Origin of the sequence: Planomonospora sp. ID67723, assembly GCF_015711605.1 — a bacterium.
Classification (GTDB): domain Bacteria; phylum Actinomycetota; class Actinomycetes; order Streptosporangiales; family Streptosporangiaceae; genus Planomonospora_A.
The window spans coordinates 18096-30429 of sequence record NZ_JABTEZ010000002.1; the positions used below are offsets into that span (position 1 = coordinate 18096).

The 12334-nt window shown below is 71.8% G+C and carries 10 protein-coding genes; 5 read left to right on the top strand and 5 right to left on the bottom strand.

From position 1 onward, the window contains the following. Positions 1 to 33: 33 nt before the first annotated feature. Complete coding sequence (locus HS041_RS12845; protein ID WP_307845267.1) at positions 34 to 279, bottom strand: hypothetical protein; 246 nt, start codon at positions 277 to 279, stop codon at positions 34 to 36. Between the two features lie 179 nt (positions 280 to 458). Further along, complete coding sequence (gene gabT / locus HS041_RS12850; protein ID WP_196440922.1) at positions 459 to 1811, bottom strand: 4-aminobutyrate--2-oxoglutarate transaminase; 1353 nt, start codon at positions 1809 to 1811, stop codon at positions 459 to 461. Positions 1812 to 1902: 91 nt separating this feature from the next. Here gabT and HS041_RS12855 point away from each other — a divergent pair, with 91 nt between their 5' ends. Beyond that, positions 1903 to 3360, top strand: coding sequence for a PucR family transcriptional regulator (locus HS041_RS12855; RefSeq protein WP_307845268.1), 1458 nt, complete (start codon positions 1903 to 1905; stop codon positions 3358 to 3360). A 12-nt stretch (positions 3361 to 3372) separates the two neighbouring features. Here the strand turns inward: HS041_RS12855 and HS041_RS12860 are convergent, their stop codons facing one another. Next, positions 3373 to 4005 carry a TetR/AcrR family transcriptional regulator gene (locus tag HS041_RS12860; protein WP_196440923.1) on the bottom strand — a complete coding sequence of 211 codons (633 nt, stop codon included), beginning with the start codon at positions 4003 to 4005 and terminating at the stop codon, positions 3373 to 3375. A 217-nt stretch (positions 4006 to 4222) separates the two neighbouring features. Here HS041_RS12860 and HS041_RS12865 point away from each other — a divergent pair, with 217 nt between their 5' ends. Continuing rightward, positions 4223 to 5650 carry an aldehyde dehydrogenase family protein gene (locus HS041_RS12865; protein WP_196440924.1) on the top strand — a complete coding sequence of 476 codons (1428 nt, stop codon included), beginning with the start codon at positions 4223 to 4225 and terminating at the stop codon, positions 5648 to 5650. Between the two features lie 171 nt (positions 5651 to 5821). On the opposite strand, the gene HS041_RS12870 is transcribed toward HS041_RS12865, so the two are convergent. Continuing rightward, positions 5822 to 6853, bottom strand: coding sequence for a trypsin-like serine peptidase (locus tag HS041_RS12870; RefSeq protein WP_196440925.1), 1032 nt, complete (start codon positions 6851 to 6853; stop codon positions 5822 to 5824). A gap of 52 nt (positions 6854 to 6905) precedes the next feature. Next, positions 6906 to 7940, bottom strand: a complete 1035-nt coding sequence (locus HS041_RS12875; RefSeq protein WP_196440926.1) for a trypsin-like serine peptidase — start codon at positions 7938 to 7940, stop codon at positions 6906 to 6908. Positions 7941 to 8124: 184 nt separating this feature from the next. Between HS041_RS12875 and dxr the strand changes: the two genes are divergently transcribed. The 3 genes from dxr (at position 8125) to HS041_RS12890 (ending at position 12291) form a co-directional block, all read left to right on the top strand. Then, positions 8125 to 9309, top strand: a complete 1185-nt coding sequence (gene dxr / locus HS041_RS12880) for a 1-deoxy-D-xylulose-5-phosphate reductoisomerase (protein ID WP_374058843.1) — start codon at positions 8125 to 8127, stop codon at positions 9307 to 9309. A 36-nt stretch (positions 9310 to 9345) separates the two neighbouring features. After that, entirely contained in the window at positions 9346 to 10512 is a 1167-nt protein-coding gene (gene ispG, locus HS041_RS12885) for a flavodoxin-dependent (E)-4-hydroxy-3-methylbut-2-enyl-diphosphate synthase (protein ID WP_196440928.1), read from the top strand. A gap of 141 nt (positions 10513 to 10653) precedes the next feature. After that, positions 10654 to 12291: an alpha/beta hydrolase gene (locus tag HS041_RS12890; RefSeq protein ID WP_196440929.1), complete on the top strand. Its 1638-nt coding sequence runs from the start codon at positions 10654 to 10656 to the stop codon at positions 12289 to 12291. Positions 12292 to 12334 lie beyond the last annotated feature (43 nt).

Genomic DNA, 12334 nt, shown 5'->3' on the forward strand with positions numbered 1-12334 from the left:
GGGGAATCCTCCGGGAACCGCCCGCGGACCCCTTCAGGAGAAGGCCACCCGGCGGGGGAAGGGATAGACGTTCTCCACCGGCTCGGGGGCCAGCGCGTCCGCGCACTCGTGGCAGGCGAACAGGGTGGCCTGGTTGGGCAGGCGGCCGATCCTGACCTTCGGCCGAGGCCACTTCTTGTGGCAGGCCACGCAGGCGTCGCCGTCGCATTGGGCGCGGGTCAGGCCTTCAGGGTCGAACATCATCATGGTCCGTACCGTTCTGGTCGGCCTCCAGTTCACCACGCCTCCTGTCCTGATCACTTGGACACCTGTCGGAACCGTTATAACGCCGCTACCCCCGGTGATCGCTTTGCTGGGGGCCAAGCGAGGGTTAAATCGCCTCCAGGGCGTGATTCGCTTAACGACAAAAGGGGCACCAGGCATCAAGCCGGGTGCCCCTTGTCGTGGGTTTGAAACTGTCAGATCTCAGCGATGATCTTCTCGAGGATCGTCAGGCCCTCTTCCAGCAGGTGGTCGGGCATGACCAGCGGCGGCAGGAAGCGCAGGACGTTGCCGTAGGTGCCGGCGGTCAGCACCAGCAGGCCCTCCGCGTGGCACCTCCTGGCGATCTCGCCCGCGGCCGTCGGGTGCGGCTCCTTGGTGCCGGGGACGACCAGCTCGATGGCGATCATCGCGCCGCGGCCCCGCACGTCCCCGATGACCGGGGCCTTCTCGGCGATGGCGCGCAGCCGGGGGAGCATGACCTCGCCGATGCGGCGGGCCCTGCCGGTCAGGTCCTCGGCCTCGATGGTCTCCAGCACGCCGAGTGCCGCCTCGCAGGCCAGCGGGTTGCCGCCGTAGGTGCCGCCCAGCCCGCCGACGTGAACCTTGTCGAGGATCTCGGCGCGGCCGGTGACGGCCGCCAGCGGCAGACCGCCCGCGATGCCCTTGGCGGTGACGATGATGTCGGGGACGATCCCCTCCTCCTCGCAGGCGAACAGGTGGCCGGTTCGGGAGAAGCCGGTCTGCACCTCGTCGGCGATGAAGACGATGCCGTTGGCCTTGCAGAACTCGGCGATCCTCGGCAGGAAGCCCTTGGCGGGCTCGATGAAGCCGCCCTCGCCCGCGATCGGCTCGATCACGACCGCCGCCACGTTCTCGGCGCCGACCTGCTTGTTGATCTGGTCGATCGCCTGGGCCGCGGCCTCCTCGGCGCAGTTCTCCGGACCGGTCGGCCAGCGGAACGGGTAGGCCAGCGGCACCCGGTAGACCTCGGGGGCGAACGGGCCGAAGCGGTGCTTGTACGGCATGTTCTTGGCCGTCAGCGACATCGTCAGCAGGGTCCGGCCGTGGTAGCCGTGATCGAACACGACGACGGCCTGGCGGCCGGTGGCGTGCCGGGCGACCTTGACCGCGTTCTCCACGGCCTCGGCGCCGCTGTTGAGCAGGAAGGTGCGCTTGGCGTGGTCACCGGGGGTGATCTCGTTGAGCTTCTCGGCGACCTGCACGTACGACTCGTACGGCGTGACCATGAAGCAGGTGTGGGTGAAGTCCGCGACCTGCTTGCGAACCCGCTCGACCACGCGCGGGGCCGCGTTGCCGACACTGGTCACCGCGATGCCGGAGCCGAAGTCGATCAGGGAGTTGCCGTCGGCGTCGACGACGACACCGCCGCCGGCGTGCGTCACGAAGACCGGCAGCGTGGTGCCGATGCCCGGCGGGACGGCGGCCTGCTTGCGGGCGAACATCTCGCGGGACTTGGGGCCGGGGATCTCGGTGACGACGCGGCGCTCCTGCGGGAGCGACGGGCCGCCCTGGGGGACGGTGCTCATGCTGTGAAGGTATGTCGGCCGCACCGGTATTCCGATGATGCACTATGGCAAAATTGCCGGAAGCGCTCTTGCCGTAACGTACAAACCGGGGGTGGTGGTGGCGCCGACGCTCCGCACCATCGTGCGGCGGTTGCCGCTCGGGCTCACCGTGCTCGCCGGAGAAGACGCGCTCGACCGGCCGGTGCGCTGGGTGGCGGTCAGCGAGCTGGAGGACCCCACGCCGTTCCTGGAGGGCGGCGAACTCGTCCTCACCACGGGCATGCGCCTGGACGCCGCGAGGGCGCAGCCGTACATCCGGCGCCTGGTCGCCCGCGGGGTCACCGGCCTCGGGTTCGGCGTCGGGCTGGGGCACGAGACGATCCCCGCCGAGCTGCTGGAGGCCGCGGCCGGCGCGGGGTTGCCGCTGGTCGAGGTGCCCCGCGAGACGCCGTTCGTCGCGGTCGGCAAGGCGGTCAGCGACCTGCTCGCCGCGGAGCAGTACGAGGAGATCTCCCGGGCCTTCGCCACCCAGGGCCGGCTCACCCGCGCGGCCCTCCGCCCGGAGGGCCCGCGGGCGGTGATCGACCGGCTGGCCGGGGAGCTCGGCGGCTGGGCGGCCCTGCTCGACGAGGCGGGGGCCGTACGGCATGCGGCGGGGAGGGGGGCGGCGGGCGCCGAGGCGGTCGCCCCCGAGATCGGCCGGCTGCGCGGACGCACGCGGGAGGGCACCCCGGCCAGCCTCGCCTTCTCCACCCCCGGCGAGCACGTCGTCGTCCAGCCGCTCGGCGCCCGCCGGATCAGGGGGTTCTTCGCGGTCGGGCTCGGCAGGCCGTTCACGCCGGTCGAGCACACCGTGGTCAACGCCGCCGGGTCCCTGCTCACCCTGGCCATGGAGCACGGCCGCGAGCACCTGGCCGCCGAGCGCAGGGTCCGCTCCGCGGTGCTCCGGCTGCTGCTGGCGGGTGAGGTCGAGGCGGGGCGGGAGGCGCTGGAGCGGCTGGGGGACCGGCTCGGGGACGGGCCGCTGGTGGTGCTGGCCGCCGGGGGCGGCCGAGAGGCGGTGCTGGAGGCCGCGGGCGAGGAGTTCGCGGTGGCCGACGACGACCGGGTGGTCGTCGTCGTGCCGGCCGGCCGCGCCGAGGAGACGGCCGGAGCGCTGCAGGAGCACGGCCCGGTCGGCGTCGGAGCCCCGGTGGGCCCGGAGGAGCTGCGCGCGGGCCTGGATCAGGCCGACCGGGCGCTCGCCGCGGCCCGCCGCGGGGCCGGGCCGGTCATGCGCTTCGCCGACCTCGCCGGCCAGGGCCTGCTCTCGCTGCTGGACGCCGGCGCGGCGGCGGCGTTCTCCGCGGCGCTGCTCGCACCCCTGCGGGAGTACGGCTCCCGCGCGGACCTGCTGGAGTCGCTGCATGCCTACCTGGCCTGCAACGGCCACTGGGACGCGGCGGCCCAGCGGCTCGGCGTGCACCGCCACACCTTGCGGTACCGCATGCGCCGCGTCGCCGAGTTGCTCGGCCGCGACCTCGACGACCCGGCGGCCCGCGCCGAGCTCTGGGTGGCGCTGAACGTCTAGACCGGCGGGCCGTCAGGCCTGCGACTGGTCGGTCAGGTAGCGGTAGATGATGGCGCGGGTGACGCTCTCGTAGGTGCGGCCGTCGCGCAGGTGCCCGGCACGTTCCAGACTGATGGCGCCCTGGGCGGCGGCCCAGAGCGCGTCGGCGATCTTCCTGGGCTGGGTCGGGATGAGGTACCCCGCCGAGATGCAGTCGGAGATGACCCGGTCGAAGATGTTGAGCGCCGCCCTGGCCAGGGTCCTGGCACGCTCGCTGGGCATGAACCCGGGAATCGCCTTCTCGAACATCAGGCCGTAGTAGCCCGGCTCGGCCAGCGCGGCCTCCCGGTAGGCGGGACCGAGCGCGGTGAGGTGCTCGAGGGCGTTCCTGCGCGGGGGGACGGCGTCCAACCGCCGCCGGAACCGCTCGAAGCCTTCCAGGTAGAGCGCCTCGGCCAGGCCCTCCTTGTTGCCGAACATGGTGTAGATGACGGTCGTCGAGCATCCCGCCTCGCTCGCGATGCGCCGCATCGACAGGCTCTCCGGGCCGACGGTGACCAGGAGCTGGCTGGCCACGTCGAGCAGCTTGCCGCGGAGCTCGTCCTGGCCGGCGCGCTCCCCGAGCAGGTAGGCACCCTGCAGCCCGAGCGGCGCCGAGGAGGTCATGGGGAAGCACGCCTTTCCGCTCCGGGGGACTCGCATCCGAGACTTAGCCAGGGTGAAGATCATCCAAACCGCTGTACGTAGAAATATCCTTAAAACATCCTGCTTTCGTTACAAGCCCAGGTCATATGGGTGTTTATGCGGAACGGTGAGGTGCGGCACGGGTCTTGTGCGGAGTGGAGTAAGGCCGGGCTCCGGCGGGTGGCATACCGTCGGAGACATGGACGTGCGCCCCTTCTGGCTCGCCGGCCGCCCCGTGACCGGGGACGCCGAGCTCACCGTGACCAACTCGCATGACGGCCGGGTCGTCGGCGTCTGCTCCGTGCCGACCGCCGCCCAGGTCGAGGAGGCCGTCGCCGCGGCGGACGCCGTGCGCAAGGAGGCCGCCGCGCTCCCGATCCACGTGCGGGCCGAGGCCCTCGCCCACGTCTCGCGCCGCCTGGCCGAGCGCGCCGACGAGCTCGCCCACCTGATCACGCAGGAGAACGGCAAGCCCCTCTTCTGGGCCCGCGGCGAGGTCAACCGCGCGATCTCCACCTTCCGGTTCGCCGCCGAGGAGACCCGCCGCCTCAGCGGCGAGGCGCTGCGCCTGGACACCGAGCCCGCCGCGGCCGGCCGTCTCGCCTACGTCTCCCGGGTCCCGCACGGCCCGATCCTCGCGATCACGCCGTTCAACTTCCCGCTCAACCTGGTCGCCCACAAGGTCGCCCCCGCCATCGCCGTCGGCGCGCCGGTCATCGTCAAGCCCGCCCCGGCGACTCCGCTCTCCGCGCTGGTGCTCGGCGAGATCCTCGCCGAGACCGACCTGCCCGACGGCATGTTCTCCGTGCTCCCGGTGCCCAACGACCGCGCCGCCACGCTGGTCGCCGACCCCCGCCTGCCGGTCGTCTCCTTCACCGGCTCCGGCCCGGTCGGCTACGCCATCATGGACCAGGTGCCGCGCAAGCACGTCACCCTGGAACTCGGCGGCAACGCCGCCGCGGTCGTCCTCGCCGACGCCGACCTCGACTGGGCCGCCTCCCGGGTGGCGCTGTTCTCCAACTACCAGGCGGGCCAGAGCTGCATCGCGGTCCAGCGGGTCATCGTCGAGGAGGCCGTGCACGACGCGTTCGTGGCCAGGCTCCTCCCGGCGGTCGAGGCCCTGGTGACCGGCGACCCCGAGGACGAGAAGACCCAGGTCGGCCCCCTGGTCTCGGTCGAGGCCGCCGAGCGCGTCGAGCAGTGGATCGCCGAGGCCGTCGCGGCCGGCGCCCGTGTCCTGGCCGGCGGCACCCGTGACGGCGCGAGCATCGCCCCGACCGTCCTGGCCGACGTGCCCGCCGACACCAAGGTCTCCTGCGAGGAGGTCTTCGGCCCGGTGATGATCATCCAGACGGTCTCCGGCCCCGACGAGGCCTTCGCCGCGGTCAACGCCTCCAAGTACGGCCTGCAGGCCGGGGTGTTCACCCGCAACCTCGACCTCGCCTTCCGCGCCAACCGCGAGCTGGAGGTCGGCGGCGTGATCATCGGTGACGTCCCCTCCTACCGCGCCGACCAGATGCCCTACGGCGGCGTCAAGGACTCCGGAGTCGGCCGTGAGGGCATCCGCTCGGCCATCGCCGACTACACCTACGAGAAGGTCATGGTCCTGACCGGGCTGACGCTGTAGTGCGGCGTGCGCCTCCCCGGAACGGCTCCGGGGAGGCGCACCGGGGACGCGACGCCTACCAAGGCAGGGGACGGCCGTCACGGGCTGAGCCCTGGCTTCCGCCGGCGACGTGGGTGCGGTGGTTGCCGAACGCCCGCGCTCGGGACCCCGGACGGCGTGCTCGCCGGGCGCTCACGACCGTTCGGCGGTGGTGTAGACGTCCTTGGCGGTGTCGCCGAAGTAGGGGCCGTACATCGTGTTGCGGTCGTCGCTGTACTTGAAGCTGTTCACCGAGGTGATCGTGCCGCGGCCGGTGCCGGGGTCGAAGGCGGTGAACCAGGGGCCGCCGCTGGATCCGGCGGTCATGGTGCAGCCCAGGCCCTGGTTGCGGGTCTGGTCGTGGGGGTCGGCGCGGACCGGCCCGGAGCAGTAGATCAGGTGCTCGCCGTTGTAGGGGGGATCGACCGGGAAACCGAAGCCGTACGTCTGGCGGCCGCGGGGCGTGCCGAAGGCGATCTCCTGGAAACCGACGACGTCCGCGAGGTGCTTGCCGCCCCGCATGTTGAGCGCGACCATGCCGATGTCGTGGTTGTCGTCCGCGCTGCGCGACCACGGGCCGGCGACGAACATGCGGCGGGCGGTGAACTGACCGTACGGCTGGCGGCCCTGGTCGTAGCCGGGGACGAAGGTCCAGTTGTCGGCCCACGCGCCGGCGCCGTCCTTGACGCAGTGGCCCGCGGTGGCCACGAGATCGCGGTTGGCGCTGCGCACGGCGCTCGCCGAGCAGACGAAGTCGACTCCGCCCAGGGTGAGGAAGACGCGTCCGGTGGTCCTGCTCACCAGCCCGCCGGCGGTCCAGCGGGACCCGTTGGTGGGGGCTCCCGGCAGGGCGGCCTGGCGGTGTGCCGGGGCGTTCGTCTCCGTCAGCACCCCGCTCAACGTGTCGAGCAGGTCGATCGGCACGGCCGCCGCCATCCGCTGCGGAGTCCAGTAGCCGAGCACGTGGCGCTGCTCGGCCGTGGTCTCGGCGGCCGTGTGCTCGACGACGTCGGTTCCGCCGGGGGGCCTGTCCGCCTTCCGGACGGCGGGTTCGACCGGCCGGATGGCCCGGACGGCCGCGACGACCCACGCCGGGTGCTCGGTGGTCGTCGCGCCGGTCGGGAAGGCGCCCGTCAGCCAGGTGACGAGCGAGGCTGCCGCAAGCAGGGCGAGGCTCGAGGTCATAGGAGCCGAGTTTGCACTACCCGATGTGTCGCTGCGGCTACTTTCGGCAATCTCAGGGGGTGCCGGTGCCCTGGGCGGCCTCGTAGACGGCCCGGGCGTCGGTTCCGAAGTAGGGGCCGAACATCCAGCCGCTGGCGAAGTTGTACTTGAAGCTGTTGACCGAGTTCTGCGTGCCCAGCCCGGTGCTCTCGTTGAAGGACAGGAACCACGGCCCGCCGCTGGACCCGCCGGTCATGGTGCAGTTCAGTCCGAGATCGCGGCTCATCAGGAAGTCGTCGAAGGCCCGGCCGCTGCAGTAGATCAGCTTGGAGCCGTCGTACGGGCTGGCCGCCGGATAGCCGAAGGAGTGCATCTGCTGGCGCCGGGGCTGGTTGAAGGCGACGCCCTGGCCGCCGACGACGTCGGTCAGGCGCTGCCCGTTCAGGGGGGCCACCACGGCGGCGGCCATGTCGTGGTTGATGTCCTCGGAGTTGTTCCACTGAGGGGTGGTGTAGAGCGTGGTCGCCACCCAGGTGCCGTGCGGCCGGTTGCCGCCGTCGTAGCCGGGGACGAAGACCCAGTTGCTGTGGAAGGCGCCGCCCATCTTCACGCAGTGCCCGGCGGTGATCACGGTGCTCTTGTTCTCGCTGGTCACCGCGTTTCCGGAGCAGGACGCGTTGCGACCCTGGTAGGTGAAGAACACCCGTCCGGCGGTCTTGGTGACCGCTCCGCCGCGGGTCCAGGGGGAGCCGTTGGAGGTGTGGGCCGCCGTGCCGGCGCGCAGGGGCGCCACGGCGTCGCCGTCCGCGGTGGTCGGGGGGATCGAGACGGGGGCGGCCTCGGCCTGCGAGGCGGACGCCTCCGCGGTCAGGCGCATGCCGTTCTTCCTGGGGGCGAGGGCGGTGAGAGGCTGGGCCGCCTCCATCTTCGCCTCGGTCCAGTAGCGCTGGACGACGCGCTGTTCGCTCGTGGTGTCGGCGGCCTCCTCCTCGACGGGGGGCGGGGTGGCGGGGGCCGCGGCGGCGGCGCTGTGGGCGACCGCCGCGGGCAGCAGGGCGCTTCCCGCGGCGAGAGTGAGGATGGGGACCAGGCGTGCCGTGCGGCGCATGTGTACCTCCCGAGACCTGATGCTGACTCGGGAAGCTAGTGCGCCTCATATCCACATTTCTCAATATTTGCGACAATTGATATAGCAATATTCGGACTTAAATAACCTCTTTTATCGCGTGTTCCCTGGGTCACGGCGTTCGATGCCGATTCGACATGCCGACGCGGACCGGGAGAATGAGACGGTGCAGCCAGACACCACGCGCTCCGTCGTCCTGCTCGGCTCGACCGGCTCCGTCGGGACCCAGTCCCTCGACGTCATCGCCCGCAACCCCGGGAGCTTCCGGGTCGCGGCCCTCGCCGCCGGGGGCGGCCGGATCGACCTGCTGGCCCGTCAGGCGGCCGAGTTCCGGCCCGAGGCCGTGGCCGTGGCCGACCCGGCGGCCGTGCCGGAGCTCAGGGAGGCGCTGGCCGCCCTCGGCGTGAACGCCAAGGTCCTCGCGGGTCCCGAGGGAGTCGCCGAGGCGGCGGCCTGGCCGTGCGACACCGTGCTCAACGGCGTCACCGGCGCCCTCGGGCTGACCTCGACGCTGGCGGCGCTGGAGGCGGGCCGCACGCTCGCCCTGGCCAACAAGGAGTCCCTGATCGTCGGCGGGCCGCTGGTCAAGCGCCTGGCCAGGCCCGGGCAACTGCTCCCGGTGGACTCCGAGCACTCCGCGCTGGCCCAGTGCCTGTGGGCGGCCGGGCCGACCGGCCCGGACGCGCGGGCCGTACGCAAACTGGTCGTCACGGCGAGCGGCGGACCGTTCCGGGGACGGTCCCGCGCGGAGCTGGAGGACGTGACGCCCGAGCAGGCCCTGGCCCACCCGACGTGGGCGATGGGCCCGGTCATCACGGTGAATTCCGCCACACTCGTCAACAAGGGCCTGGAGGTCATCGAGGCCCACCTCCTCTTCGACATCGGCTTCGACCGGATCGACGTCGTGGTCCACCCTCAGTCGATCGTCCACTCGATGGTGGAGTTCGCCGACGGCTCGGTCATCGCCCAGGCCAGCCCGCCCGACATGCGGCTGCCGATCGCGCTCGCCCTCGGCTGGCCCGGCAGGGTCCCCGGCGCCGTCCCCGCTGTCGACTGGACCAGGGCCCACACCTGGACGTTCGAGCCGCTCGACGACGAGGCGTTCCCGTCCGTCGCCCTCGCCCGCCACGTCGGCTCCGCGGGCGGCACGGCCCCGGCCGTCTACAACGCCGCCAACGAGGTGTGCGTGGACGCGTTCCTGGCCGGGCGGCTGCCGTTCCTCGCCATCGTGGACACCGTGGCCGCCGTCGTGGGCGAGCACCAGGTCACCGCGGCGGGATCGGTCGAGGAAGTGCTCGCCGCCGACGCGTGGGCGCGCGTACGGGCACGCGAGCTCACCGCCACTACCTAGACTGGAACGCGTCGTCGACTCTTCAAAGGCTGAAAAATGACTTCTGTTGCTCTCGGGATCCCTTCGGTCAGGACCAAGCCGATCGCCGAGCGACGCCGTTCCCGCCAGATCATGGTCGGCTCCGTCCCGGTGGGCGGTGACGCGCCGGTCTCGGTGCAGTCCATGACCACCACGGTCACCGCCGACATCAACGCCACCCTCCAGCAGATCGCCGCGCTGACCGCGTCCGGCTGCCAGATCGTCCGGGTGGCGGTGCCGTCCCAGGACGACGCCGAAGCGCTGCCGATCATCGCGAAGAAGTCGCAGATCCCGGTGATCGCGGACATCCACTTCCAGCCGAAGTACGTCTTCGCCGCGATCGAGGCGGGCTGCGCGGCGGTCCGGGTCAACCCGGGCAACATCAAGAAGTTCGACGACAAGGTCGGTGAGATCGCGCGTGCCGCCGCCGACCACGGCGTGCCGATCCGCATCGGCGTCAACGCCGGCTCGCTCGACCCGCGCCTGCTGCAGAAGTACGGCAAGGCGACCCCCGAGGCGCTGGTGGAGTCCGCGCTGTGGGAGTGCTCGCTGTTCGAGGAGCACGGCTTCCGGGACATCAAGATCTCGGTCAAGCACAACGACCCGGTCGTGATGATCCAGGCCTACCGGCTGCTCGCGCAGCAGTGCGACTACCCGCTCCACCTCGGCGTCACCGAGGCGGGACCGGCCTTCCAGGGCACCATCAAGTCCGCCGTGGCCTTCGGCGCGCTGCTGGCCGAGGGCATCGGAGACACCATCCGGGTCTCGCTGTCGGCCCCGCCGGTGGAGGAGATCAAGGTCGGCATCGGCATCCTGGAGTCGCTGGGCCTGCGCGAGCGCGGCCTGGAGATCGTCTCCTGCCCCTCGTGCGGCCGGGCCCAGGTCGACGTCTACACCCTGGCCGAGCAGGTCCAGGCCGGCCTGGAGGGGCTGAAGGTCCCGCTCCGGGTCGCGGTCATGGGCTGCGTCGTCAACGGCCCCGGTGAGGCCCGCGAGGCCGACCTCGGCGTCGCCTCCGGCAACGGCAAGGGCCAGATCTTCGTCAAGGGCGAGGTCATCAAGACCGTCCCCGAGTCGCAGATCGTGGAGACCCTGATCGAGGAGGCCCTCCGGCTGGCCGAGGAGATGGGCGTCGAGATCGACCTCGACGACGACGCCCCCGGCCCGGAGGTCGTCGTGGGCTGACCCCGGCGTGCGAGGTCCGGCCGGATGATTACAGCTAGCAATCACTTGGCTACACATTGGTAAGTGTCTGGCCGGGTGGCCGGTGGCCGGAGGGCCGTCCGGGAGACCATCTCCTCTGCCGTATGAGGAGAGGAAGTCCCAGTGAAGAGGGTCGTCGGGGTTGTCATGGGCGCGGTGATGCTCGCCGTCACCGCCGCAGCGCCGCCTGAGGCGGCGGCGCAGGTCCAGCGGGGCCTGGAGTGGGGCCCCTGCGAGGAGAAGGCCGCGGGGGGCACGGCCGGTGACACCACGGTTCTTCCCCGGGAGCCCGCCCCTCAGGACTCCGGCGTGGAGTGCGCCACGCTGAGGGTGCCGCTCGACTACCGCGAGCCGTACCAGACCATCTCCATCGCCCTCAACCGGATCAAGGGGCAGGCCTCCCGGGACCACAACCACCTGGGCGTCCTGCTGGTCAACCCCGGCGGTCCGGGGGCGTCCGGCCAGAGCATGGCCACGTACGTCGCGACGTCGCTCCCCGCGGACCTGGCCCGCCGGTTCGACGTGATCGGATTCGACCCGCGCGGGGTGGGCCGCAGCGAGCCCGCGCTGCGCTGCATGGACCCGGTCAAGCACTACGCGGCGCCCCGCCCGGACGCCGTGCCGAGGAACGCCGCGGACGAGTCGGTGCTGCTCGGCCGGGCGCGCCAGTACGCCGAGGCGTGCGCGACACGCTGGAGCTGGCTGCTGCCCCACATGACCACCGAGAACTCCGTCCGGGACATGGACGCGATCCGGCAGGCGCTGGGCGAGGAGCGGATCAGCTACCTGGGCTACTCCTACGGGACCTACCTCGGAGCGGTCTACGCGACGCTCTTCCCCGGCCGGGTCAAGAGGTTCGTGCTGGACAGCGTGGTCGACCCCCGGCACGTCTGGTACGACTCCAACCTCAACCAGAACGTCGCCTTCGACCGGCGGCACCGCGACTTCCTGAAGTGGACGGCACGCCACAACAACGTCTACAAGCTGGGCGCGACCGGCAAGGCCGTCTCCTTCGCCTGGTACTCCACGCGCGAGCGGCTGCGCACCCGCCCGGCGGGCGGGGTGGTCGGCCCGAGCGAGTTCGACGACGTCTACACCCTCGGCGGCTACTCCGACATCGTCTGGCCGCAGCTCGCCCAGGCGCTCTCCGCCTACGTGAAGCGCGGCGACACCGAGCCCCTGCTGACCGCCTACCGCCGGTACGCGGCCGGTGACGCCGAGGACGAGAACGGCTACGCCGTCTACCTCGGGATCCAGTGCCGCGACGCGGCCTGGCCGCGCAACTGGGCCAGGTGGCGGGCCGACACATCGGCGATCCACGCGCGCAGGCCCTTCATGGCCTGGTCGAACGCCTGGTTCAACGCACCGTGCGCGTTCTGGCCGGAGCCGGGCGCCAAGCCGGTGCGGGTCCGGGACGACAGGAGGCTCCCGCCCATCCTGCTCCTGCAGTCCCGGCACGATGCCGCCACCCCCTACTCGGGGGCGCTGACGCTGCGCAGGATCTTCTCCCGCTCCCGGCTGGTGGTCGAGCCGGGCGGCAACCACGGCGTCGCGCTCGGCGGGAACACCTGCGCCGACCGGCACCTGGCCGCCTACCTCAAGGACGGCACCCTGCCCGGCGCCGCGGGCCGATCCGCCTCCGGCCCGGTCGCACCGGACGCGCGCTGCGCGGCGACCCCGAAGCCCAAGCCGGCCGAACCGTCGCAGCAACCGTCCCGGCAGGCCGTGCGCATGCCGCTGATGGCAGGGTGGAGCAGGTAGGGCTTGTGTTGGTTCCTGCCAAAATCGAGGAGGTCGCGTAGGC

Bases quoted from the DNA above. Each gene is read 5' to 3' on its own strand.
- HS041_RS12865 (WP_196440924.1), top strand. From the start codon at position 4,223: ATGGACGTGCGCCCCTTCTGGCTCGCCGGCCGCCCCGTGACCGGGGAC.
- HS041_RS12860 (WP_196440923.1), bottom strand. From the start codon at position 4,005: ATGACCTCCTCGGCGCCGCTCGGGCTGCAGGGTGCCTACCTGCTCGGG.
- HS041_RS12870 (WP_196440925.1), bottom strand. From the start codon at position 6,853: ATGACCTCGAGCCTCGCCCTGCTTGCGGCAGCCTCGCTCGTCACCTGG.
- HS041_RS12875 (WP_196440926.1), bottom strand. From the start codon at position 7,940: ATGCGCCGCACGGCACGCCTGGTCCCCATCCTCACTCTCGCCGCGGGA.
- ispG (WP_196440928.1), top strand. From the start codon at position 9,346: ATGACTTCTGTTGCTCTCGGGATCCCTTCGGTCAGGACCAAGCCGATC.
- gabT (WP_196440922.1), bottom strand. From the start codon at position 1,811: ATGAGCACCGTCCCCCAGGGCGGCCCGTCGCTCCCGCAGGAGCGCCGC.